The organism is Bacillus sp. WMMC1349 (assembly GCF_013155385.1).
Classification (GTDB): Bacteria; Bacillota; Bacilli; order Bacillales; family Bacillaceae; genus Bacillus.
Genome location: NZ_JABJUQ010000007.1, coordinates 1,538,854 through 1,564,700, shown reverse-complemented (window position 1 = coordinate 1,564,700; position 25,847 = coordinate 1,538,854). Strand labels below are relative to the sequence as shown.

22 protein-coding genes are annotated in these 25,847 nt (G+C 40.2%); all 22 read right to left on the bottom strand.

The window, feature by feature from the left end; genetic code table 11:
- Positions 1-95 precede the first annotated feature (95 nt).
- Positions 96-623 (bottom strand): X2-like carbohydrate binding domain-containing protein, encoded by a 528-nt coding sequence (locus HOO54_RS10300; protein ID WP_253907651.1) that lies wholly within the window; start codon positions 621-623, stop codon positions 96-98.
- Positions 624-1,507: 884 nt separating this feature from the next.
- Positions 1,508-1,768 (bottom strand): hypothetical protein, encoded by a 261-nt coding sequence (locus tag HOO54_RS10295; RefSeq protein WP_172294912.1) that lies wholly within the window; start codon positions 1,766-1,768, stop codon positions 1,508-1,510.
- Between the two features lie 258 nt (positions 1,769-2,026).
- The gene (locus HOO54_RS10290) at positions 2,027-6,343 is read right to left on the bottom strand and encodes a PolC-type DNA polymerase III (RefSeq protein ID WP_172294910.1); all 4,317 of its coding nucleotides are present in this window, start codon (positions 6,341-6,343) and stop codon (positions 2,027-2,029) included.
- Positions 6,344-6,428: 85 nt separating this feature from the next.
- Positions 6,429-8,147: a proline--tRNA ligase gene (locus HOO54_RS10285; RefSeq protein WP_172294908.1), complete on the bottom strand. Its 1,719-nt coding sequence runs from the start codon at positions 8,145-8,147 to the stop codon at positions 6,429-6,431.
- A 38-nt stretch (positions 8,148-8,185) separates the two neighbouring features.
- Entirely contained in the window at positions 8,186-9,451 is a 1,266-nt protein-coding gene (gene rseP, locus HOO54_RS10280; protein ID WP_172294906.1) for an RIP metalloprotease RseP, read from the bottom strand.
- Positions 9,452-9,457: 6 nt separating this feature from the next.
- Positions 9,458-10,609, bottom strand: coding sequence for a 1-deoxy-D-xylulose-5-phosphate reductoisomerase (gene dxr, locus HOO54_RS10275; RefSeq protein WP_172294904.1), 1,152 nt, complete (start codon positions 10,607-10,609; stop codon positions 9,458-9,460).
- A 61-nt stretch (positions 10,610-10,670) separates the two neighbouring features.
- Positions 10,671-11,459, bottom strand: a complete 789-nt coding sequence (locus HOO54_RS10270) for a phosphatidate cytidylyltransferase (protein WP_172294902.1) — start codon at positions 11,457-11,459, stop codon at positions 10,671-10,673.
- A 12-nt stretch (positions 11,460-11,471) separates the two neighbouring features.
- Positions 11,472-12,254: an undecaprenyl pyrophosphate synthase gene (locus HOO54_RS10265; RefSeq protein WP_172294900.1), complete on the bottom strand. Its 783-nt coding sequence runs from the start codon at positions 12,252-12,254 to the stop codon at positions 11,472-11,474.
- Positions 12,255-12,381: 127 nt separating this feature from the next.
- The gene (gene frr / locus HOO54_RS10260) at positions 12,382-12,924 is read right to left on the bottom strand and encodes a ribosome recycling factor (protein WP_216664876.1); all 543 of its coding nucleotides are present in this window, start codon (positions 12,922-12,924) and stop codon (positions 12,382-12,384) included.
- A gap of 16 nt (positions 12,925-12,940) precedes the next feature.
- Positions 12,941-13,663 (bottom strand): UMP kinase, encoded by a 723-nt coding sequence (gene pyrH / locus HOO54_RS10255; RefSeq protein WP_172294896.1) that lies wholly within the window; start codon positions 13,661-13,663, stop codon positions 12,941-12,943.
- 148 nt (positions 13,664-13,811) lie between these two features.
- Positions 13,812-14,693, bottom strand: a complete 882-nt coding sequence (gene tsf, locus HOO54_RS10250; RefSeq protein WP_172294894.1) for a translation elongation factor Ts — start codon at positions 14,691-14,693, stop codon at positions 13,812-13,814.
- A 97-nt stretch (positions 14,694-14,790) separates the two neighbouring features.
- Positions 14,791-15,531 (bottom strand): 30S ribosomal protein S2, encoded by a 741-nt coding sequence (gene rpsB, locus HOO54_RS10245; protein WP_172294892.1) that lies wholly within the window; start codon positions 15,529-15,531, stop codon positions 14,791-14,793.
- Between the two features lie 146 nt (positions 15,532-15,677).
- Positions 15,678-16,196, bottom strand: a complete 519-nt coding sequence (locus HOO54_RS10240) for a DUF6115 domain-containing protein (RefSeq protein WP_172294890.1) — start codon at positions 16,194-16,196, stop codon at positions 15,678-15,680.
- A gap of 81 nt (positions 16,197-16,277) precedes the next feature.
- Positions 16,278-17,042, bottom strand: coding sequence for a FliA/WhiG family RNA polymerase sigma factor (locus HOO54_RS10235; RefSeq protein ID WP_172294888.1), 765 nt, complete (start codon positions 17,040-17,042; stop codon positions 16,278-16,280).
- A 22-nt stretch (positions 17,043-17,064) separates the two neighbouring features.
- On the bottom strand, positions 17,065-17,565 hold the full coding sequence (locus HOO54_RS10230) for a chemotaxis protein CheD (protein WP_375335831.1): 501 nt from the start codon (positions 17,563-17,565) through the stop codon (positions 17,065-17,067).
- 2 nt (positions 17,566-17,567) lie between these two features.
- The gene (locus tag HOO54_RS10225; protein ID WP_172294884.1) at positions 17,568-18,197 is read right to left on the bottom strand and encodes a chemotaxis protein CheC; all 630 of its coding nucleotides are present in this window, start codon (positions 18,195-18,197) and stop codon (positions 17,568-17,570) included.
- A gap of 11 nt (positions 18,198-18,208) precedes the next feature.
- Positions 18,209-18,685, bottom strand: a complete 477-nt coding sequence (locus HOO54_RS10220; protein WP_172294882.1) for a chemotaxis protein CheW — start codon at positions 18,683-18,685, stop codon at positions 18,209-18,211.
- A 23-nt stretch (positions 18,686-18,708) separates the two neighbouring features.
- The gene (locus tag HOO54_RS10215; protein ID WP_172294880.1) at positions 18,709-20,715 is read right to left on the bottom strand and encodes a chemotaxis protein CheA; all 2,007 of its coding nucleotides are present in this window, start codon (positions 20,713-20,715) and stop codon (positions 18,709-18,711) included.
- Between the two features lie 5 nt (positions 20,716-20,720).
- A complete protein-coding gene (locus HOO54_RS10210; protein ID WP_172294878.1) occupies positions 20,721-21,794 on the bottom strand; it encodes a protein-glutamate methylesterase/protein-glutamine glutaminase in 1,074 nt (357 codons plus the stop codon).
- The gene (locus HOO54_RS10205; RefSeq protein WP_172294876.1) at positions 21,791-22,675 is read right to left on the bottom strand and encodes a MinD/ParA family protein; all 885 of its coding nucleotides are present in this window, start codon (positions 22,673-22,675) and stop codon (positions 21,791-21,793) included. Before HOO54_RS10205 ends, HOO54_RS10210 begins: the two co-directional genes overlap by 4 nt.
- A gap of 2 nt (positions 22,676-22,677) precedes the next feature.
- Positions 22,678-23,784, bottom strand: coding sequence for a flagellar biosynthesis GTPase FlhF (gene flhF, locus HOO54_RS10200; protein ID WP_172294874.1), 1,107 nt, complete (start codon positions 23,782-23,784; stop codon positions 22,678-22,680).
- On the bottom strand, positions 23,781-25,817 hold the full coding sequence (gene flhA, locus HOO54_RS10195) for a flagellar biosynthesis protein FlhA (protein WP_172294872.1): 2,037 nt from the start codon (positions 25,815-25,817) through the stop codon (positions 23,781-23,783). Before flhA ends, flhF begins: the two co-directional genes overlap by 4 nt.
- Between the last annotated feature and the right edge of the window lie 30 nt (positions 25,818-25,847).

The following is a 25,847-nucleotide window of genomic DNA, read 5'->3' as shown; positions in this document are numbered from 1 at the left end:
TTTTCATTTTTTACCTCTCTTTCTCAAGAAATTTTTATATTGTTTACGGTACGACTTTTACTTTGACAACTAGTTCCACTCCTTTGGACCACATTTCAAATGTAAAGGTAGCGGAAAACACGTTCTCGCAAATAGAGATCACCATCTTTTTCATAAAAATCCTCATCACTGTTTAAGTACGGCATCAACGACCATACCTCCTCAAGAACAGGTTTTCCGGTAGAATCAACGACTCCTTTCACCGTTTTTAGTGTTGTGCCGTTTAAAGACTCAGGTATTTGAGGGTCGCCATTAATTCGTGACTTTAGGACTGTAAATTCACTTTTTTCTAGTTTTGGATGATCATAAAGAATCACATCCATAACTTGATTTGCACCTTTATCAAATGTAAAAGTAAGTTGTTCTTTTGTTCGTATCCCAGCTGATTCAGCGATCAACTTTGTGATATAAGTCTCTGTAATTTTAACTGTTTTCCTAGCATGATCAACAGTGTAGTCGCGATCTTCTTTCAATGGTGTTGCTTGACGGAAGATTAATGTAAGCGTACGTCCATTAAGCTGGATATCAACCGGTTGATCGCTCAACTGTTGCCCCTTTTTGATATAAAGATCTACAGGTTTCATGATCCCATCTTTGATACCTCGCCCCGCCTGAACGATGATATCTTTTACAATAGGATCACGCCACTTTCTTTCTATTCTGTCAAACTGGTCATTCCCGTTATCCCACCACATCGCGATCATTTGGTATTTGTGGGCGAGTTGGACAAAAGTATCATGATACAGCCACTTCGAATGTTTCTGGTTGGCCTTGAGTGTACCGTATTCACCAATAATGACTTTTCATTAACCGTTTGCTCAATCTCATAAACCTTGTTTTTTTGTCACGATTCTTTTAAACCGATCTTTATTATCAGCAGGCATGGCATATCATGCTACGAGTCTTGGGCTATGGTTTAAATAAGTAGTTTTGAAGAGAACATTTAAGGGATAGACATGGTGGAGATCAATTGTGTTGAGTCTGTGAAATGTGGATATGGTAGTTGTTCAGTTTTTATCATTCAGATGATTACAAAGGAATTAAAGGGACATGAATAGAAAGCGTTTACATTTTACTCACCTCCTTTATCAATTCAAGGGGGTGTCCTGAAAGTCGTGTGGATGAATAAAAATTGGGGAATTTTCTCGCTTTCCGCAGGAGTCTGGCAATTCCCCCTGATTTATGTTGAAAAAGGACTTTTTAGACAGCTCCTTAAAATCGTTAACATATTTAAACATTTTTTGCCGATGGTTTTTTGAAAGACATCCGACGATGAGTTGTTCAACCAAGATTTATGTTTCAAATCATCGATTAGAAATATGACTGTATTAGAAGAAATAGAGACTTTCCCACCAACATAATCTTCAAAGATATATGCACTCTTTTAAAAGAAATACCTACTTTATCCATAAAAACTTCTGGAAAAGTGGTTATTTAAATATCGATAGGTTCCCTAAAATGAAGTATATCACTGTAAATCGCCATGTTTTTGCAAATAAACAACTGGTCCGGTTCCAGCTCCAATAGGTAATCCCGTAATCACGGCATCAAGCATGGTATTACACAAGGTCTTTTGATCTTTACTTGTCCTACTTGTCCCTAACCATACTGCTTCACTTAACATACCGAGTGCTAGTATTACTTCGTTAATCAAAACCTCTTTAAAACGGGATATCCTGAAAGTAGTGTGCATGAAAATAATGGGGAATAGCTCGCTTCCCGCGGACAATCCGCGAGCCTCCTCGGAGCTTGCTCCTTTGTTCTCCTGGCTCGCTGTTCCCACAGGAGTCGCACAAATCCTCCCTGATAAAGGATTTTTTAGACAGCTCCTAGCGTGGTTTTAGACTCATTATTTCATGTAAAACGGCACTTCTAGTAACAGACAGACTAACCTTTTAAATGACTAAGGCTATCACAATAGATTCGCTTTCATTGAAAACTCATATTTAATTTCAAATATAAAAAACTGCCGGCAATGCCGACAGTTCTAAAATAAAGACAGCTGATTTTGATCAGGAAGAGATTCAAGACAGCCGTGTCCATCCAAATATTCCATAATGGTTTTCGAAACTTTTCCTCGCTTTTGCAAATCTTCTTTAGAAAGAAATTCGCCTTCTTTTCTTGCTTTGACAATATTTAAAGCAACACTTGTACCAAGACCAGGAATCGAGTTAAAAGGCGGAATCAGACTGTTACCGTCAATCATAAATTCAGAGGCACCGGAACGATAAAGATCAATTTTTTGAAAAGAAAATCCTCTTTCACACATTTCTAGTGCAATCTCGAGCACAGTCAACAAACTTTTCTCTTTCGGAGAAGCATCAAGCCCTTTTGTATTGATATCATCCATAACCGCTCTGATCGCTGTCGAGCCCTTAATCATTGTATCGATATCAAAGTCATCAGCACGTACTGTAAAGTATGCTGCATAATAAAGTAATGGATGATGGACTTTAAAGTAGGCAATCCTGACTGCCATTAAAACATATGCGGTAGCGTGGGCTTTCGGGAACATATATTTAATTTTTTTACAAGAATCAATATACCAATCTGGTACTTGATTGTTCTTCATTTCTTCTTCCCACTCAGGTGTTAAGCCTTTCCCTTTACGGACAAATTCCATAATCTTAAAAGCAAGGGACGGTTCAAGTCCTTGATAAATTAAATACACCATTATGTCGTCACGGCAACCGATAACTTCGCTCAGTTCACAAATATTATTATGAATCAATTCTTGAGCATTTCCAAGCCAGACATCTGTTCCGTGTGATAGACCAGAAATTTGAACGAGTTCGGAAAATGTTGTCGGTTTTGTATCCTCAAGCATCTGTCGGACAAAACGGGTTCCGAATTCAGGGATGCCAAGCGTACCTGTTTTACAGCCAATCTGCTCTTCAGTAACCCCTAAAGATTCTGTCCCTTGAAATATTTTCATGACTTCAGGGTCATCTGTCGGAATTGTTTTTGGATCAACTCCACTCAAATCTTGAAGCATGCGGATTACCGTCGGATCATCATGACCAAGGATGTCGAGTTTCAAGAGATTGTCGTGAATGGAGTGAAAGTCAAAATGAGTTGTTTTCCATTCTGAACCGGTGGCATCCGCTGGAAACTGAATCGGTGAAAAATCGTATATATCCATGTAATCGGGAACAACGATGATTCCACCTGGATGCTGACCTGTTGTTCGTTTCACACCAGTACACCCCTGTACTAGCCGATCGATTTCTGCTCCGCGCATATGCAGATTATTGTCATTCGCATACCCTTTCACATATCCATATGCCGTTTTTTCAGCGACAGTACCAATCGTTCCCGCACGGTAGACGTTATCTTCTCCAAATAGTACTTTTGTGTAATTATGGGCATGGGGCTGATATTCTCCTGAAAAGTTTAAGTCAATATCCGGAACCTTGTCCCCTTTAAAACCTAGGAATGTTTCAAACGGAATGTCATGACCATCTTTTTTATAAGCTGCCCCACAGTTCGGACAATCTTTATCAGGTAAATCATAGCCTGAGCCGACAGACCCGTCATTGAAAAATTCCGAATGACGACAATCTGGACAGACATAATGCGGAGGCAATGGATTCACCTCTGTAATTTCTGTCAATGTTGCTACCAATGAAGAGCCAACAGATCCCCTAGATCCAACGAGGTAGCCATCATCAAGCGAGCGTTTCACGAGCTTATGAGAAATGAGGTAGATAACAGCAAATCCATGACCAATAATACTTTTTAGTTCTTTTTCAATCCGCTCTTTAACGATTTCAGGCAGTTCATCGCCATAAATACTCTTCGCTTTCTCATAGCTCATTCGCCTAATTTCTTCATCTGCTCCATCAATTTTCGGTGTATAAAGATCATCTTTGATCGGTTTTATCTCTTCGATCATATTACTGATCTTTTGGGTGTTGGTGATCACAATTTCCCTTGCTTTTTCTTTCTCCAAAAACGAAAAAGCTGCAAGCATTTCATCTGTGGTCCGAAAGTGAACATTTGGCAGTTCATGTCTGTTCAAAGGATTTGCCCCACCTTGTGAAGAAACTAAAATCTTTCTGTAGATTTTATCTTCAGGATTTAAGTAATGGACATTTCCCGTTGCCACCACAGGTATGTTCAATTTGTCACCAAGCTTTGTGATATTTGTAATAATTTCTTTTAATGAATGCTCATCTCTCACGAGTTCAAGCTGAAGGAGGTGGCGATACACTTCCGGCGGCATCACTTCCAAATAGTCATAAAATGCTGCAATCTCTTCTACTTCTTCTGGTGACTTTTGCATCATGCCTTCGAACACTTCACCTTTGTCACAGGCTGAACCAATTAAAATGCCTTCCCTATGCTTTTCAAGCTGGGATCTCGGAATTCGCGGCACTCTATAAAAGTAATGAATATGTGACAATGAAACAAGTTTAAAGAGATTTTTCAAACCTGTTTCATTTACGGCTAAAAGTGTCGCGTGATAAGGTCTAGAACGTTGATATGCATTGGATTGTCCCATATTTTCATTGAGCTCATCATGATACAAAATCTCTTTTTCAGCTGCATCTTTGAGCATTTTCACAAGCAAATAACCTGTTGCTTCTGTATCATATATTGCTCTATGATGCTGAGTAAGTTCAATATCGAACTTTTTACAGAGCGTATTGAGCCTGTGGTTTTTAAACTGCGGATAAAGAAACCGGCCCAGTTCGAGTGTGTCTATCACAGGATTTTGCACTTTCTCGGTTTTCAACAGACGTTTATAGGCAACATTGATGAACCCGATGTCAAAGCTTGCATTGTGAGCAACTAATGTATGGTCACCAGACCATTCCTTAAATTCTCTAATCACTTCTTCAACATCAGGTGCATCTTTAAGCATATCATCGGTAATCCCTGTCAGTTCAATAATTGTTGCTGATAAAGGACGGTGTGGATTAGCAAACCGTTCAAAGCGTTCAATGATCTCACCGCCTTTTATTTTCACTGCGGCCAATTCGATAATCGTATCATAGACAGCCGATAGCCCTGTTGTTTCCACATCAAATACGACATATGTTTCTTCTTCAAGGAGACGGTGAACGGGATTGTAGGCGATTGGCACACCATCATCAACAAGGTTAGCTTCCAACCCATATATCATTTTCACACCATGTTTTTTACTGGCTGAAAATGCCTCTGGAAAGGATTGAACAACAGCATGATCTGTAATGGCAATCGCAGAATGATTCCATTTTTTCGCCTGTTCAACAAGCTTCCCTAAACTTGAAACAGCATCCATTTGACTCATCGGTGAATGGAGGTGCAATTCAACTCGCTTTTCGTCTTTAGGAGCCGTGTCTTCGCGCGTTTTCGCCCTGATTTCATTGACATCATTAGCAATCATCACTAAATCACGGACAAATGTATCGTTTTGAATACTGCCTCTCGCCTTAACCCACATGCCTTTTTTCAAAGTCTTCATCAAGGCTGCATCCTCTTTTTCCCGAGCAAACATCTTGATCAGGATACTGTTCGTATAATCCGTTATTTTAAAGATGCAAAGCGTTCTGCCACTTTTCAATTCTCTTGTTTCGGCATCAAACACATACCCTTGAACTGTAATTCTTCGTTCTTCATCCATAATACTATCAAGCGTTCTAATTTCTTCGGTATCTTTAATGGGGTATCCGATTTGCAACGGTCCTGATGGTACTTCCTCATCTGCTCTTTCTTTATCCTGCTTCTCCATCTCAATTAAAGCTTGTAATGCTTTTTCTTGATCTTCAGCTTGTTTTTGTTCTCTAAATTTCTGAATCTCTTGATCTGAAACAAAAATTTCTGTATCAAGCTGCAGTTCTGGAAAACCGAATGCTCGGTAGCTTGACTGAATAAGCGAACTGTACTTTCTTTTTAATGCAGAAGCTTCTGTATCTGTTTTCGTTTTAAGTAGAATTTTATTTCCAACTAATCTTGGTTTTTGCTCATTCAAAAGCGTCAAAATTGGCGGAGAAATACCGTCTAATTCTTGAATCGAGCGCACCCAATAGTCCTGAACTAACTGTTCATTGACAGACTTATCTTCAGCATCAATAGAACAGGTTACTTGTGCGATATGGGAAAAAGTGCGTGTCAGCTGATGATAAAAGCGCTCGAAAATCTGATAAGGTAGCACAGCTTTAAATATAAAGTGAAAATGCCAAGTTTTCTTCTGTTTATGAACGATAAGTTTAGTGATTTGTCCACCTTCAAAATGGCGGATCATTGAATCATCTGTTAAATTGAGCTGCTGCAGAAGAATTTGAAACTGTCTTCTGTTGACAGAAAGCTGGTCTTCCAAGACAGATTCCTCCCTAAAAAATCATAATTGAAGGCACCTCAAGAGATCATTCTGAGGTACCTTCATATATCCTAGTTTAACATGTTTACGAATGAGTTGATAAGTTCTTCATTTGTTTTTCAATAAAACCTGACAGTTCCTCTGTGGTGATTTCAAAGGATTCCCCTGTTTTCCGGATTTTCACTTCTACTACACCTTCATCCGCTCGCTTACCGGCTGTAATACGAATCGGCAGACCAATTAAATCGGAGTCAGCAAATTTAACACCGGCTCGTTCAGCCCTGTCATCAAATAAAATATCATAGCCTTTTGCTTGTAAATCTTGATATAATGTCTCAGCAAGCTGAACCTGTCCTTCATTTTTCATATTGAGTGCGAGAATGTGAAGATCATACGGACTGACAGAAAGCGGCCAAACCAAGCCCTTATCATCATGATGCTGCTCGACAATAGCGGAAAGCGTTCGTGAAACTCCAATTCCGTAACAGCCCATCAGCATTGGTTTTGCTCGCCCATTTTCATCCAAGTATGTTGCATTCATAGCCTCTGAATAGCGGGTCCCTAACTTAAAGACCTGTCCGACTTCAATCCCTCTTGCAAAACGGATCGTTCCTTTGCCATCAGGTGAAGGATCACCCTCCTTGATAAAACGGAGATCTGCAAATCGGATATGATCGGTATCACGGCTGAGGTTGACATTTTGTAAATGATAATCTGATTTATTGGCTCCGGCAACCGCATTTATCATGACTTTTACAGCGAAATCAGCATATATTTCAATTTCAGGGTTTAAGCCAATAGGTCCAACAAACCCTGGCGTTGTACCGATATTTTCGACAACCTCTTCAGCACTTGCAAATTCAATCGTTTCTGCATCAAGCAGATGTTTCACTTTAATTTCGTTGACTTCATGATCTCCTCTTGTCAACACAAGTACGAAACGGCCATCTGCCTTGAGAAGCATGGATTTCATGCAGTTTGAAGGAGATATATTTAAAAATGCGGCAAGCTCTTCTATCGTTTTCACACCAGGTGTATGAATTTCCTGCATGTCCTTCATTTCGACTGTTTCCGACTCAACTATTTCTGCTACTTCAGCCATTTCAATGTTGGCAGCATATGAAGATTCATCAGAGTAAGCAATCGTATCTTCACCGATAGCAGAAAGTGCCATAAACTCATGGGTGTCTTTTCCACCGATCGCACCCGAATCTGCGATAACCGGTCTGAAATTTAGACCGCAGCGTGTAAAGACATTCGTATAGGCGTGATACATATCTTGATATGTATCATCAAGGCTTTCTGCAGAAGAGTGAAAAGAGTAAGCATCCTTCATAATAAACTCGCGACCTCTCAACAACCCGAAACGCGGACGTTTTTCATCACGGAATTTCGATTGAATTTGATAAAGGGTTAATGGGAGACGCTTGTACGATTTGATTTCGTCTCTAACGATGCTCGTCACAACCTCTTCATGTGTCGGACCAAGAGCAAATTCACGACCATGGCGGTCTTTTAGTCTCATCAGTTCAGGTCCGTACGAATACCATCTTCCAGATTCCTGCCATGTTTCCGCCTGTTGCAGCGCTGGCATCAGCATTTCAACGGCATTGATATTTTCCATTTCATCACGGATAATCGCCTGAATGTTTTGAATCACTTTATTGGCAAGTGGCATATAACTGTATATACCGCTCGTATTTTGTCTAATAAACCCCGCTCTAAGAAGAAGCTGATGACTTTTTGCTTCAGCATCAGCCGGCACTTCCCGAAGTGTCGGGATTAGCGTCCTGCTCTGTCTCATTTCTTTCACACCTCATTTGTTCCAATGGTCATTTAGTTTTATAAAAATAAGCGCTGGATATCATTCCATGTCACGACAAGCATGATAAGCATCAGAAAGGCAACACCGATAAAGACGACCACTGCTTCTTTTTCACGGTTGATCGGCTTTCCACGGATTGCTTCAATAAATAGAAACAAAAGTCTGCCCCCATCCAAAGCAGGTATTGGCAAAAGGTTGACAATTCCCAGATTTATACTTAAAAAGGCAGCCAATTTCATCAGATTAATCAGTCCTGTTTTGGCTATTTGATCTGTCATATCGTAAATTCCAACAGGTCCAGCTAACATGTCAACTGAAAACTGCCCAGTCACCATTTTTCCAAGTGTTGTTATAATGTTCTGAGCCACTGTTACAGTTTCAGTTGCACCATAGGAGATCGCTGAAAAGAGCCCTTTTTCTGCAGGATTATAGGCACCAAATCGACCGACAGTTTCATCGCCCGTTTTAACAGATTCTGGGGTCACATATTTTGTCATCTTATCATTGTCACGCGTCAAAACGATCTTCATTTTCTTTTCAGGGTGTTCTCTGACGGTGCTGACAACATCGGTCCATGATTCCATCTTCTTCCCATTGATGGTTTGGATACGGTCACCCTCATGCAGTCCAGCTTCGGCAGCCCGTCCGTTATCAACCAGCTTTCCAAGCACAGGCTCGTCTGATGGTACACCCTGTACGATACCGAGGAACACGAGGATGACATAAGCCAAAATAAAGTTCATAATCGGTCCGGCTGCAATCGCTTTGATACGCTTCCAAACACTTTTCGAATGAAATTGTCGATTGTAAGGGGCGATCTGGACTTCTTCTCCATCTACAATGAAAAATGATGTCTCACTGACAGAGAAAGAAACGAGTTGATCTTCATTCCCCTGCTCATAACCGCTAATTCTCATCTGATGTTCTAAATCAGCCTGTTCCACTTCGATAACAAGTGCATCTGGATATTTTTCTTTTTGATTTAAAATGATTTTTTCGACTTTCTCTTCTTTGTTAAACAAAAGCCCAACCGTATAGCCAGGCTTGACCTCGATCATTTCAGGGTCTTCTCCAGCCATTCTGACAAAACCACCGATTGGGAGGAGCCTGATTGTATAAACTGTCTCGTTTTTCTTAAATGAGAAAATTTTCGGTCCGAATCCGATAGCAAACTCTCGGCATAATATTCCCGCTCTCTGTGCTAGGATTAAATGACCCAGTTCATGAAAAAAAACGAGTGTTCCAAAAATAATAATAAACGCGATCACAGTATTCACGAACATACCACCTTATGTGAGTAATGTTTGGACAAACGTTCTGACCTCTTTGTCCACTTCACAAATGTCCTGAAGTGAAGGTTTTAAAACGACCTGATGACGCTCTAAAGCTTTCTCAACAATGTTTTCAATCTCTAGAAACGTTATTTGGCCTGATAAAAATGCAGCCACAGCAACTTCATTTGCAGCATTTAAGACCGTCGGCATTGTCCCACCTATTTTGCCCGATTCATAAGCGAATCGCAAACAACGGAACCGTTCAAAATCAGCTTGGGCAAAATGCAATTGCCCGATTTCCCACAGATCGAGAGATTTTTCTTCTGCAAACGATAGGCGTTCTGGATAGCTAAGCGCATACCCAATCGGCACTCTCATATCAGGGATGCCAAGCTGTGCCATTACACTGTTGTCATGAAATTCAACCATTGAATGGATGATGCTTTCTTTATGTACCACCACATCAATCTGTTCATAAGGAATATCAAAAAGCCAGTGTGCTTCAATGACCTCGAGCCCTTTATTCATCAATGTCGCTGAATCGATTGTAATTTTTGCCCCCATCGACCAATTAGGGTGATGAAGAGCCTGCTCGACTGTAACGCCTTCAAGTTCCTGTCTCGTTCTATCTCTAAAACTACCGCCTGAAGCTGTGAGGATAAGCCGTTTGATATATTTTGGGTTCTCTCCCTGAAGACATTGAAAAATGGCGGAATGTTCACTGTCAACAGGTAATAATGGGACATCATATTTTTTTGCATGTTGTTTTACTATATGTCCAGCAGTCACAAGTGTTTCTTTATTTGCTAAAGCAATTGTTTTTTTATGTTCAATTGCTTTTAAAGTTGGGAGAAGACCAACGCTACCTAGGAGAGCATTAACAACAATGTCCGTTTCTTGATAAACGGCTGCTTCAATTAAACCTTCCTCCCCAATCCCCGTTTCAAATGTGTAAGTAAAAGAAAATTGTTTCAATTTTTTATAGGTCTGTTCATTACCGACAGCTACATATCGAGGCTTGAATGTTTCAATAATCCCGACAGCTTTTTCTATATTTTTCCCGAATGTCATGGCTGTCAGCCGGAATTTATCCCCATGTGTTTTGATAACATCAAGCGTTTGCTCCCCGATAGAGCCAGTTGCTCCTAGAAGACATATGTTCTTCAAAATGCTGCACCTCTATTTCTTTTAAATGCATTGATATACCTCTTTATGATAGCCTGAACGACTAAAAAAGAACAAGCAGGAAGTATAAAAATGGCACGACAAATAATAAACTGTCAAAACGGTCCAAAACACCGCCATGTCCGGGAAGAATTCGTCCTGAATCTTTCACATGGTAGTGACGCTTAAATGCAGATTCCGCCAAATCACCGATTTGACCAACGATCGATAGAAGTATTGTAATTATGAACACAAATAGATAGGAATGCAAAAAGTCTGTAGCCATCTGATAGATGAGAGCAAATATCACCGCCATGGATATACCGCCCCAAAAACCTTCAATTGTTTTATTAGGGCTGATTTCAGGCCAGAGCTTTCGCTTTCCAAACGCTTTGCCGATAAAGTAAGCGCCGGAATCTGTTGACCAGACAACTCCGATTGCGAAAAAAACATAGCTAAGACCCATGTCTCTAATTTCAATAAAATAATAAAAGCCAAATCCAATATAAATAGCCGTTAAAACCGCAAAAGCAACTCCATCAAAAGATATGATATTTTTGCTTAGTACTGTATAAGTTAAAAGCAAAAGAACAGCCAAAAATAACACTTCACCTTTTGAAACCCCAAAGGTGACCAATTCACGATACCGGCTTGGGTATAATAAAATTCCCAAAAGCATCAAAGTGATCATACCAGGAACGCTTAAAAGCTGCAGGCCTTTCATTCGCAATAGTTCGAAAAGAGCCAGTATACTCATGGCATAGACCAGTATTGTGAACGGCAACCCTCCAATTATAACAAGCGGCAAAAAAACCGCCGCTGCTATAACAGCTGTCAAAATTCTCTGTTTCATCTGCACCATCCTCTAAATTCCGCCGAACCTTCTTCCCCGACGCTGATACTCACCGATGGCCTGAAGAAAGTGAGCTTCTTTAAAGTCAGGCCATAAAACATCAGTAAATAAAAACTCACTGTATGCAAGTTGCCAAAGCATAAAATTGCTCAGTCTGATTTCGCCGCTTGTTCTTATCAACAAATCGGGATCTTGCAAAGTTTCAGTCATTAAATAATCAGAAAACAGATTTTCATCGATTTCTTCAACTTTGATGACACCTTTTTTTGCATCTTCGGCAATTTTTTTTGCTGCATTGGCGATTTCAGCCCGCCCCCCGTAATTTAAGGCAAAATTAAGAATAAGTCCTTGATTGTTTTTCGTATCGCTGACGGCTTTTTCTACCGCACGAATGGTATGCGGGGGCAGTCCTTCCCTATCACCGGTAATGCGCACCTGAACATCCTCTTCAACGAGTTCTGGAAGGTATGTGTTAAGAAATTCTTCAGGTAGCTTCATCAGAAAATCGACCTCTAATTTTGGTCTTTTCCAATTTTCAGTGGAAAAAGCATACAAAGTTAAGGCTTTTACACCAAGCCCGCTTGCTAGCTTTGTTGTTTCTCTAACCACTTTCATGCCTTCATGATGTCCGGCAATACGAGGCATTGCCCGTTTTCTTGCCCAACGGCCGTTTCCGTCCATAATAATGGCAATATGTTCAGGAATTTCTCCTTTTAAAATATTTTCTTTTGTATACCATTCCATATTGGAAGCCGCTGAATGCTGATTCTTCCAGTTTTTGAGTATATTGAGCATGAGATTCCTCCATCACCCAAAAGGTTGCTTTCCTGTTATATCATCTAGTTAACAACAGTATTAACAAAAAAACCCCCTGTAAACATGAGAGGGTCTTTTCACTATTACCATTGTACAGAGTTTTTGATCAAACTTCCATGATTTCTTTCTCTTTGTCTTTTGTGATCTCGTCAATTTTTGACACATATTCATCTGTCAATTTTTGTACGTCTTCCGTTGAAGAACGCAATTCATCTTCAGTCATCTCACCGTTTTTCTCTATTTTTTTCAGATCATCGTTTGCATCGCGGCGAATGTTGCGGACAGCAACTTTTGCTTCTTCAGAATACTTCTTCACAAGCTTCACAAGCTCTTTTCTACGTTCTTCAGTTAAAGCGGGAATGGTAATCCGGATGATATTGCCGTCATTCGTCGGAGTTACGCCTAAATCAGCTTTTTGAATCGCTTTTTCAATGTCTCCTAGTGCCGTTTTGTCATACGGTGTAATGATCAACATACGCGCTTCAGGCACATTAATAGAAGCAATTTGATTTAAAGGTGTTTGTGCTCCGTAATACTCAACTGTTACTTTATCAAACAATGACGGATTTGCACGGCCTGCGCGGACAGTTGCTAGTTCACGCTGATATGCATGAATGGCTTTTTCCATCCGTTCTTTTGTTTCATTCATTACTTGATCTAACACGTTATTTCCCCCTCACTATAGTTCCGATTGATTCGCCGAGTACAGCTTTTTTAATATTACCTTCTTCCATAATGGAAAAAACGATCAACGGAATATCGTTATCCATACATAATGAAGAAGCAGTTGAATCCATGACAGCCAAGCCGTTTTTTAAGACATCAAGGTATGATAATTCTTCATATTTTACAGCCGTATCATCAGTTCTAGGATCTGCATTATACACACCATCAACATTATTTTTGGCCATTAAAATCACATCTGCCTCAATTTCAGCTGCCCTGAGTGCAGCTGTTGTATCTGTCGAAAAATAGGGATTGCCTGTACCAGCAGCAAAGATGACGACTCGTTTCTTTTCAAGATGACGAATCGCTTTTCTTCTTATGTAAGGTTCTGCGACTTGCCGCATTTCTATTGATGTTTGAACTCTCGATTGGATTCCCAATGTTTCTAGGCTGTCTTGAAGAGCAAGAGAATTCATAACTGTTGCGAGCATTCCCATATAATCTGCTGTGGCACGATCCATTCCAAGATCACTTCCGGTTTTTCCGCGCCATAGATTGCCGCCCCCGACAACAACAGCCACTTCAACATCAAGCTCGGCAATTTCTTTCACTTGTTTGGCGATGGATTGAATCACGGTCGGATTAATGCCGTTTCCATGTTCACCTGCAAGAGCTTCACCGCTAAGCTTTAAAACGATACGATGATATTTTGGTTTTTCCATAATAACCTCCAAGTTGCATGCTTGCCGTTTTTTATTATGCAAGAGAAAAAAAGGTTTGTAAACTATTTTAAAAATAGGGACACAACACTGTGCCCCTTATTTTTTGAAATGTCCTGCCAAAGTTGTTTCGGCAAGCGGATTCCAAGCCTTATTTTTTCACTTGGTTCATCACTTCTTCAGCGAAGTTTTCTTGGCGTTTTTCAATACCTTCTCCAACTTCATAACGGACAAATGTTTTAATTGTTGCATTTTTCGCAGCAACCACTTGTTTCACTTTTTCATCCGGATTTTTAACAAATGCTTGGTCAAGCAAACAGATTTCCTCGAAGTATTTGTTTAGACGGCCTTCAACCATTTTTGCCACGATATTCTCAGGTTTACCTTCTTGAAGAGCCTGTTGTGTTAAAATTTCACGTTCATGGTTTGCTTCTTCTTCAGACACTTGGTCACGAGAAATGTAGCGAGGATTTACAGCAGCAACGTGCATCGCAATGTCTCTTGCTGTTTCTTCATCAGTTGTGCCGCTAAGAACTGTTAGAACTCCAATGCGTCCACCCATATGCAAGTATGAACCAAAAGCATCGTTATCACCCTTTGTCAAAAGGCTGAAGCGACGAAGGGTAATTTTTTCTCCGATTTTAGCAACCGCATTTGTGATATATTCTTCAACAGTTGTACCGTTTGCCATTTTTTGTTCAAGTGCAGCTTCCAAATTTTCCGGTTTTTCTGCAAGAAGGTGGTCAGCAAGGGCATTTAAAAGGTCTTTAAAACCTTCGTTTTTCGCAACGAAATCCGTTTCAGAGTTCACTTCTAAAATAACTCCTGTGTTACCGTTTGTTTTGATTAATGTTAAACCTTCAGCTGCAATGCGATCCGCTTTTTTAGCTGCTTTTGCAATTCCTTTTTCTCTAAGAAGGTCGATTGCTTTGTCCATGTTGCCGTCTGTTTCTGTTAATGCTTTCTTGCAGTCCATCATACCTGCACCGGTTTTTTGGCGAAGTTCTTTTACCATTTGTGCATTAATTGCCATTTTGTTTTCCTCCTTAAATTTCAACAAATTTATGTATTGTTTTTGCTGTAAAAAAAGGTGATAAAAGGCAGTTCCCCCTTATCACCTTTTGAATAGGTTAAGCAGTAGTTGTTTCTGTCGTTTCTGCTACTTTTTCTTCTGTTTCAGCTGTTTCCTCACCTTGTTTAGCTTCTAAAATCGCATCCGCCATTTTAGAAGTTAACAGTTTAACAGCGCGAATTGCATCATCGTTTGCAGGGATGACAACATCGATTTCATCAGGATCACAGTTTGTATCAACAATTCCGATAATTGGAATGTTCAGTTTGCGTGCTTCAGCAACTGCGATGCGCTCTTTGCGAGGGTCGATGATAAACAGCGCGTCAGGAAGTTCCTTCATTTCTTTAATTCCACCGAGGAATTTTTCAAGACGCTCTAATTCTTTTTTCAGCTGGACAACTTCTTTTTTAGGAAGCACTTCAAATGTGCCGTTTTCTTGCATTTTTTCAATATCTTTGAGGCGTTTAATACGCTTTTGAATCGTTTCAAAGTTTGTTAATGTACCGCCTAACCAACGTTGGTTAACAAAATACATTCCAGAACGTTCCGCTTCTTCTTTAACAGAGTCTTGAGCTTGTTTTTTTGTACCGACGAAAAGAATTTTTCCTCCGTCTGCTGCAAGATTTTTTGTAAAGTTGTAAGCTTCTTCAACTTTTTTTACTGTTTTTTGAAGGTCGATAATGTAGATTCCGTTACGCTCCGTGAAGATGTAACGCTTCATTTTTGGGTTCCAACGGCGTGTTTGGTGACCGAAGTGAACACCAGCTTCAAGCAATTGCTTCATAGAAATGACTGACATGAAATTTCCTCCTAATATATTGGTTTTTTTCCTCCGCTTAAGTCATCTTTATGCAGGACTGCACAAATGTACAGCACCGCTTGCATAAATCGATAAGCGTGTGTAATTAACACCAAAATTTAATATACCATAAGCAGACTCGACAATCAAGAATCGTTTTTTAGCTTTCCGCGAAATTTCAAGAGAAGTTCGACCTCTGTTTTTCCGCTTTTTAACTGTTTGGCAACCTCTTCAATGGAAAGACCTTGCTCATATAACAAGACAGCTTTTTCTTCAAACGTGACAGCCTCAGCCTCTTCGTCCTCTTCCTGATTCAGTTCATCTTCTTCCCTTTCAACTTCATGAATCATCGATTCAATATAGAGTGGAAGATCAGCGTCTTTTTCTTTTGATTCAGGGAGAGAAAGGGCAGGTTCTTCTTCGAACTTTTCCGGCTTTTGGTTGATTTCATTTGTCCGGTCTTTTTGAAGCTCTTGAACAAGTTTATCATTCTCATCTTTTAGTTCCATCAAAAATGCAGTTAACGTATTCTCCGTTTCTTCTAACATCTGTTTTTGATTTTTTTCCGCTTCTTTAAACGCACCAAGCCTTGTGTAAAGAATGATGACAAAATAGATCAATGTACCATGAAGCATAAAGCTAATAAGCCATAATATTGTTGACATATTTTTCACTCGCTAACCATGAAATTTTAAACGTGACCGTTTTTTAGTTTTCCTAAAAAACACTGCCGGCAAAGCCGGCAGCTATTGTACCACTTTTTCAAGTAGATGCTTCAATTTATATAGCGCTTTTGAATGAATCTGTGAAATGCGTGATGTTGACAAATCAAGAACTTGTCCGATTTCAGTTAAAGTTAATTCTTCTTTATAGAACAAACTAATGACAATCTGCTCTTTTTCGGAAAGTTCGTTTATTTTTTCCGAAAGTTGGGAGATTAACTCGTCTTTTAACATTTTTTCTTCCGGTGTGATGGTTTTATCATCTCTGATCATCACCTGAACATTTTCTCCGTCCTCATGATCATGCAGCTTTTCATCAATTGAAAGAAGATTTGCAAAAAAACCTTCATTGATTGTTGTCACTACTTCCTGTTCGGTGATTCCCAGTTCCGAAGCAATTTCACTTGGTGATACATTTCTTAAATAGCGCTGTTCAAGCCTTTCAATTGCAGCCTCAACTTTTTTGGTTTTTTCGCGAGACGTTCTTGGGAGCCAGTCTTCTTTTCGAAGTCCATCAATAATCGCTCCTCTAATTCTAAATGATGCATATGTGTCAAACTTTAAATCTCTTCCTGGATCAAATTTTTCAAGGGCATCATACAAACCCAACATTCCCAGACTCACCAAGTCATCTTTATGAACAGATTTTGGCAAACCGACAGCTATCCGACCAACATGATATGTGACTAGCGGCATATAGCGGCGAATTAAATCATCGCCAGCCTGAGGATCTTTCCATTCTTTCCAACGTGACCAAAGCATCTGATCTTCGTAGTTCAAGGATTGCATTTTTTTCCCCCTAAATGACATATTAAATCGTCGTTATACCTTGCTTAACTGTGCGAATCTCAAGTGTTGCTGACTGCGGATCAAACTCGATTGTCCTTCCGCTTGTTCCTCCTGTATCCTCACTTACAATCGGAATGTTCAAGAGAGACAGGTGGTTTTTAATAGCTAAAACATTCCTTGGTCCGACTTTCATTAGATCATTCGTCATTTTAAATTTAAACATTTCGGCTCCACCGGCCATCTTCGCTTTCAATGCAGATTTACGACAACCCGCCTTAAGCAACATATCAACCGTTGCCTTGACACCAGTGTCAGCATATTTTGCTAGGTTAATATCCGTTGTCTTGGATAGGGTGGAATCTGGAAGCATGACATGGACAAGCCCTGCTGTCTTTGCTTCCAAATCATAAAGGACAAGTCCAACACATGAACCAAGACCTGATGTTCGGATTCGTTCGGGTGCACGTGCGATATTCATATCAGCAATACCCACTCTGATCACAATATTTTCTTTGTCCATCATGTTCATAATGCTGCACCTAATGCACTAAACAGCTTTTCAAATGAATCATAATCAGGTAACAGGAATAAATGAGCTTTTACCTTCTTATTGTTTTCTTCATCAAAGATTGAGTTATCAATTACAATGACTTGATCACCAATTTGACTAAGCTCAATCAGTCCTTCACTAATGACAGCCCCGAACATATCAAGGGTCAGCTCAGGAACACTCGGATACATTTGCCTTTGGGTTAAATCAGCAAGAGCGGTCAAATAAGATCCCGCCATAATGTTCCCTAGCTCATGCAAAGCAGATGCTCCAATATCTTCAGAGGTCATATTCTCAATCTCATATTCAGGATTGCCGATCAGCTCCCTAATGAGCTGTTCAGCCTCTGAAATAGGCATAATAACGAACATCGAACCCGGAAAATCGCCATCCATGCGTAAAAAGATACTGGCAACGGGAAGGTCTGCTCCCCCGAAAAGATTCATCAGTTCATCAAACGATAGGAGCTTGACAAATGGCACTTCCATCTCAATTTTTCTGTTCAACAAAAGAGCCAAAGCTGAAGCGGAGTGACCCGCTCCTATATTGCCGACTTCTTTTAAAATATCAAGATGCTCTTCTCTAATTCCTTTAAAAATGCTCATCAGCTTACTCCTTATTTCTTGACATTCTCGGAAGTTCCGACAAGACTGGATTTTCTGTTTAAGACGGCTTCAGAGTCGATGAGATTGAGTAATCTTGAACCTTGTTTGACAATCCCTTTTATCCATTGTTTACCATCTCGTTTAGCTGTTTCAGGAGCAGACTCAAGTTCTTCTTCATTGACAGAGATCACATCATTCGCCTCATCAACGATCCAGCCCACTTCAATGTCTTGATGATTGATGATGATAATTCTCGTTTCATCGGTAATGTTGTCTCCTGGTGCTTCAATTCGCTTTCTTAAATCAATCACAGGTGTGACAACACCTCTTAAATTTATAACACCGCAAATATATGATTCTACTCCAGGAACCCTTGTCGGTTGTTGCCATTTTTCAATTGACATGACTTCTGAAACAGAGATGGCATATTCCTTATGATTTACTTTAAATACAATCATTTTTTCACCGGTGGTAGTCTGTGTGGTCAAGAGGATCGCTCTCCTTTCACTTTCTATTTAATAAGGGCATTGCAATCGATGATTAAAGCGACTTGTCCGTCTCCTAAAATCGTTGCTCCAGAAATCGCAAACACGTTTGTTAAATAATCACCCAAAGATTTTAAGACGACTTCTTGCTGACCGATAAAGGAATCTACAACAAATGCAGTTAGCTTGTCTCCTTTTTTCACAATGATGACATGGAGCTGCTCTAGGCCATCTGAAGAATCTTCAACTTTAAACTGCTCTTTCAGGTAAACGACAGGTACGATATGGCCCCTGAAATCAATAACTTCTCGGTCATGCGTTTGAAGGATATCCTTCTTATCAATGACAGCTGTTTCAATAATAGAAGAAATCGGAATCGCGAACGTCTCTTTTTCCAGTTTGACAAGAAGAACAGAGATGATCGACAGTGTCAGCGGTAACTGAATTGAAAAGAGTGATCCTTCACCTTCACTCGATTTAATACTGACCGATCCTCCCAATGATTCAAGTTTGTTTCTGACAACATCAAGACCGACACCGCGTCCGGAAATGTCCGAAATTTGATCGGCTGTGGAGAAACCTGGTGCAAAGATCAGCGCATCTATTTCTGAATCTTCGATTGTCTCTGCATCACGTTCAGAAATAACACCGCGTTCAATTGCTTTTTCAAGTACCTTTTTGCGGTTAATACCCGCTCCATCATCCTCTACCTCAATAAAGACGTGGTTTCCGCTATGATATGCTTTCAGACGAACTTGACCTGTTTCCGGCTTACCATTTTTCACCCTGACATCAGGCATTTCAACTCCGTGATCGAGGCTGTTTCTTAATAGATGGACAAGCGGGTCACCGATTTCATCAATAACTGTCCGGTCGAGTTCTGTTTCTGCACCGAAAATCGTAAGTTCAATTTTTTTATTCAGTTCTTTCGTTAACTGGCGGACCATTCTTGGAAAACGGTTGAATACTGTTTCCACAGGTACCATTCTCATGTTAAGGATGATTGATTGCAGATCACCGGAAATTCGCGTCATTCTTTCAACTGTTTCCGTTAATTCACCATGTTCAAGTTCTTTGGCAATTTGCTCTAGGCGCCCTCTATCAATGACAAGTTCCTCAAATAGGTTCATTAAAGAATCGAGTCGGTCAATATTCACGCGGATCGTTTTTGTTCCACCATTTTGGCTTGTTTTGGCCGGTTCATTTTTAGCTTTTGTCTCTTTAACAGCTTTCTCCGGTTTTTTGTCCTCTTTTTTAGCAGGGACTGTTTTTTCGGATTCCGGAGCAGTCTCATGTTTCAGTTCGGTCACTTCAATTTTCTCAATTTCTGAAACACCGTTGATTTTATTGTAAATCTCTTCTTTTCCAAGCTTGCTCAAATAGCAAATCATAAACTCAGAATCGAATTCTTCAGCTTCAAGAACTTCTGTTTCAGGAATCGTTTGGACAACCTCACCGACTTCGTTTAGTTGTTCAAATACCATGTATACCCGAACACCTTTTAATAGACAATCTTCTTTAAGAGAAACAACGACCTCATAGCATTTAAAACCTTGTTCTTCAGCTTGTTTGATGACTGTTCTTTGATACTCGTCATAAGACCATTTCGTTTCAGACGCTTTTTCAACGGATGCTTCAGCAGCTGCTGTTTCTTTGTTTGCACCTGTTACATCAAGTTTGGCGCAGACTTCGGAGACGTCTCTTTTTCCATCCCCTCCATCAATGATGGATTGAACAATCGCATCGAGATCATCGAGCGCTTCAAACATGATATCCATCCAATCTGAAGTTATCGTCATTTCCTCATTTCGGATGGCATCTAACACATTCTCTAAGCTATGTGTTAAATGAGCCATATCCTCGTAGCCCATTGTTGCACTCATTCCTTTTAAAGTGTGAGCTGCTCTGAAGATATCATGGACAAGCTGCAAATCTGATGGATTTTTTTCAAGTTCAAGCAATTTTTCGTTACAAGTTTGTAAATGTTCCTTACTTTCTTCAATAAAGACGTCTAAATATTGATTCATATCCATCTAAGTCACGCCCTCTCTTTTTTCATATACGTCATAATAGATGCAGCAATTTCATCAACATGTTTGACCTCATCTGCTAATCCGGTGTTTAAGACTGCCTTTGGCATTCCAAATACGACGGAAGATTCTGCAGATTCAACGATGACTTTCCCACCACCGTTCTTGATCAAGCCTTTGACACCTTCAGTTCCGTCACTCCCCATCCCCGTCATGATCACGGCAACTTTTTCAAATTCATTGACAGATGTGAGGGAATGAAATAAGTAATCGACTGAAGGTTTATGAAGACTGGCAGTGTCACGATCATCAAGTGTGATCACCAGTTCTCCCCGCTCAGGTCTGATCGCCATGTTTTTTCCACCTGGTGCAATGTAAACCCAACCTTCCTTTGCTCTCTCACCGTTTTCAGCCTCCTTTACGGTTACTTCTGAGAGGTGGTTCAACCTGTTTGCTAAAGAAGCCGTAAACCCTGGAGGCATATGCTGAACGACAAAAACAGGCGCCTTTAGATTTTTAGGAAGCTTGGGTAACACTTTTTGCAAAGCTCTAGGTCCTCCGGTTGATGTCCCAATACAGATGAGCTGTTTAACAGTTCCAGTCGGCGGGATAGTAGAACGAGCGTTTTTGAAACCCGGTTTCAACTGGGATGGTGGTTTTGGTGCTGGGTGAGTTTGCTCTTTGTTCTTTGATTGTCCAGCTGCCAATACCTTTTCAATCAACTCTTGTTTTACTTTATATAAATCGATTGAAACTGATCCTGACGGTTTAGCGATAAAGTCGAATGCACCAAGTTCCAAGCATTCAATCGTAATATCTGCTCCTTTACGTGTCTGGCTAGAAACAATGATGACGGGAAGAGGATCGTCAGCCATTATTTTTTCTAGTGTTTCCTTACCATTCATCACAGGCATCTCAATATCCAATGTCACGACATCCGGACGAAGTTCGGTTATTTTTTGGAGTGCTTCCTCTCCATTTCTTGCCGTTCCTACTACAGCAATCTGGTGATTGGATGTTAAAAACTTGGTGATCATTTTTCTCATAAAAGCAGAATCATCAACGACAAGAACACGTATCATGTTGGATTACCCCTTCTCAAGAATGAAGATAATTTTTCGATAAACGTAGGTTTATCTTCTACTTTCTGTTTGTTTGTTTTAAGAAGTGAATCTGCCAAAAGGTAGACCGACCTACTTAGTTTGGAACGAGGGTTCTTCAGCAAGAACGGTTGCTGTTCAACAACTGCTTTTGAAACTGAAGAATCTTCAGGGATTGGGCCGGCATATACCAGCTCTTGCTGTAAAAAGGAATTTACCGTATGAGAAAGACGAGAAAATGTAGATATGCCGTCTTTTTGGTTTGTACAGCGGTTCACAATCACCTTCAGTTTGAGTTCCTGTCCGTTTAATGCTAAGTGCTTAATCGCACTGTAGGCATCCATAATCGATGTCGGCTCAGGGGTAGTAACAATCAGAATTTCATCAGCAGAAAGAGCAAATGGTAGCTGATCTTTAGAAAGTCCTGCTCCCATATCAAGGATCACAAAGTCATAATCTTTGAGTACAGCTGATAATTCTTCCAGAAAGAATCTCCATTTCTCCTTGCTCAGCTCGAACATCGTATTCAGTCCTGTTCCCCCAGAAATATATTGGATACCTTTTGGTCCAGTTGATAAAACTCGATGAAAAGGCATTTTTTGATTCAGCACATCCATCATTGTATAAATCGACTGATGCCCAATCAAAATATCAATATTACCCATTCCGACATCTAGATCTATTAAAAGGACTTTCTTCCCTTTTTCTATAAGCGCAAGTGCCATGTTTAGCGACAAATTCGATTTTCCGACGCCTCCTTTTCCACTCATGACTGCAATTGTTTTTGCTTTTTTATGAGAAAGTGGGAGCGTTTGGGAAAATCGTTGTTCCATTCGTTTTCGTAAAGTTGCCGCTTGATCCATGATCAACACCCCGTCAGCAGTTTAACAAATGATTCATTTGATAAACTGCGAATATCTTCCGGAACATTTTGGCCGTTTGTAATATAACCAAGGCCAATTTTTGATTCAGCTAAAAGATTCATCATACTTCCCATCGAATCGGTTTCATCCAACTTTGTAAAAATGAGCTGATCGATCGGAATGCTAGAAAACTGTTTGAGAAGCTCTTTCATGTCTTCATATTTGCTTGTTGCCGACATAACAAGAAATGCTTGGATATTCCGGTCAAACGGAATGATTCCTTTCAGTTCCTCAACGTACTGACCATCTTTAAAATTGCGGCCAGCTGTATCAATAAAGACATGATCAAAATCAGCGAACTTCTCCTGCGCCGCTTTAAATTCCTCTTTTGAATAACACACTTCAAGAGGAGCATTGAGAAGCTCAGCATATGTTTTTAACTGCTCAACCGCGGCAATTCGATACGTATCTGTCGTGATAAAAGCAATTCTTTTTTGCTTTTCTAGTACAGAAGTTGCAGCAAGTTTGGCTAGTGTTGTCGTTTTGCCGACTCCAGTTGATCCGAATAGCACAACATATTGCGAGTGAATTGTTAAGTTTTCTTCCGAATTTTTCGGAAGGATCTCTCCTAAAACTTCTGTTAAAAGAGAAAGAGCTTTTTTTTCAGTCCATTTCTCTCCGTCTAAAGGGGTATTCACCAGTCGACTTAATGCTTTTGTGCGAATCGCTGTAGAAACCCCATGTTTTTCTAAAAGCCGATCAGCTTTTTTTAACGGTTTTGGCAACACATCAACAGCATGTTCTTGATGCTGATTTACTAACATTTCTTTCAGTTCTTTTACCTGGTGAGCTAAATCAAGTTGCTCCGGTTTTTCAGGTGAAAGTGTCTGTTGAAAAATAGTAGGTGTTTGCTGTTTTGGTTTTTTTATCTCGGGAAAATCTTGATCGAGAACAGCGATGACTTCTACACCTTGTTTTTTGACCAATCCAAGAAACTTACGTGTTTGAATCTTTTTAGAGTTTAAAATGACGGCGTCATTTCCAAGCTCCTGCCTGATTTGCATTGTGGCTTCTTGCATAGAACCAGCTACAAATTTTTTAATTTTCATTGAATATCCACCACTCCGATACTTTGAACTTCCACATTAGCCTCCAGTTCGTTATATGACAGTACTGGAAGATCTGGAAAATAGCGTTCCAAAAGCTGTTTAACATACATTCTGACGGGCGGCGAGCAGAGGAGAATCGGCAATTCTTGTCTTAATGAGAGCTGCTCAATTTCTCTAGCTACAGACTGAATGATATTTTCAGATATTGCTGGTTCAAGAGATAAATAATTGCCGTGTTCGGTTTGCTGAATCCCTTCAGCAATCGATTTTTCAACACGTCCTGAGCAGGTTACCACTTTCAATGTTTCATTTTCTTTTGCATATTGGCTTGTAATCTGCTTAGCAAGTGCCTGCCTCGTATATTCTGTCAGCATATCTGAATCTGTCGTCAGTTTTCCGTAGTCTGCTAAAGTTTCAAAGATGGTCACCAAATTCCGGATTGATACTTTTTCTTTGAGAAGCTTCGCAAGTACTTTTTGAATATCACCAACAGACAACGGATTTGGTGTTACTTCCTCGACCAAGACCGGATACGATTCCTTTAAATGGTCGATCAGTTGTTTTGTTTCCTGTCTACCGATTAATTCGTGAGCATGTCTTTTCACTTGTTCTGTAATATGTGTTGAAACAACCGAAGCTGGATCAACGACTGTATATCCGAGCATTTCAGCTTGATCTTTTTGCGGTTCAGCAATCCATTTTGCCGGAAGACCAAATGACGGCTCGATCGTGTCAATTCCTTCAATCTGATCGTCTTCACCAGTCGGGGCCATCGCTAAAAAGTGATCAAGAAGAAGCTCCCCTTTTGCAGCTTCATTTCCTTTAATTTTTAGCTTGTACTCATTCGGTTGCAGTGCGATGTTATCTCTAATTCTGACCACTGGGATAACAAGACCCAACTCAATCGCAAGCTGGCGTCTGATCATCACAATTCTGTCTAATAGATCTCCGCCTTGGTTAGCATCAGCGAGCGGAATCAATCCGTAGCCGAATTCAAATTCGATCGGATCGATATCAAGCAGATGGACAACACTTTCCGGACTTTTTAACTCATCGACTTCCGCTTCTTCCTCAAGAATCTCTTCGATTTGATCTTTTTCTTCCCCAGCTTTAGAAAGTGTATAAGCTCCTATCGCCAAAAGGGCAGCTACCGGACCGGTCAAAAGAATCCCGATCGGTGTGAAGATTCCGAGTAAAAAAATCGTTCCAGCTGTGACATACAAGAGCTTTGGATAAGCAAATAGCTGACCGGTAATATCTTGACTGAGGTTGCCGTCTGATGCAGCCCTTGTCACAACAATCCCTGTTGCCGTCGATATTAAGAGAGCAGGCAACTGTGAAACAATACCGTCACCTACAGACATTAATGTGAAGTGTGCTGCCGCTTCCTGAATACTCATCTGCTTTTGCAGCATACCGATCACCATTCCAAACAGAACGTTAATGAGAACGATGATAATACCAGCGATTGCATCCCCTTTGACAAATTTACTCGCTCCGTCCATCGCTCCATAGAAATCTGCTTCACGAGCCACTTTTTCACGACGAACTTTCGCATCTTGTTCAGTAATCATTCCGGCGTTTAAATCTGCATCGATACTCATCTGTTTACCGGGCATAGCATCAAGCGTAAATCTTGCTGCAACTTCTGAAACCCGTTCTGCCCCTTTTGTAATGACGACAAATTGGATAATGACCAGGATGATAAAAACAACAAGACCGACCAGCACATTACCGCCGACAACGAAAGATCCAAAAGTTTCAACGACTTTTCCCGCATCACCGTTTGACAGAATGGAACGTGTTGTTGATACATTCAGCCCCAAGCGGAACAGCGTCAGCAACAGCAATAAAGAAGGAAAAATCGAAAACTGCAACGGTTCTTGCATATTCATTGTGGTGAGAAGCACGATCAACGCAAGAGAAATATTAACGATGATAAAGACGCTCAACAACCATGTAGGAAAAGGGATAATGAGCATTGCCACAATCAGGATAACCCCGGATAAAATTGATAAGTCTCTTGCTGACATGCTGTTTCTCTCCTTTTAAAACGAAAAATT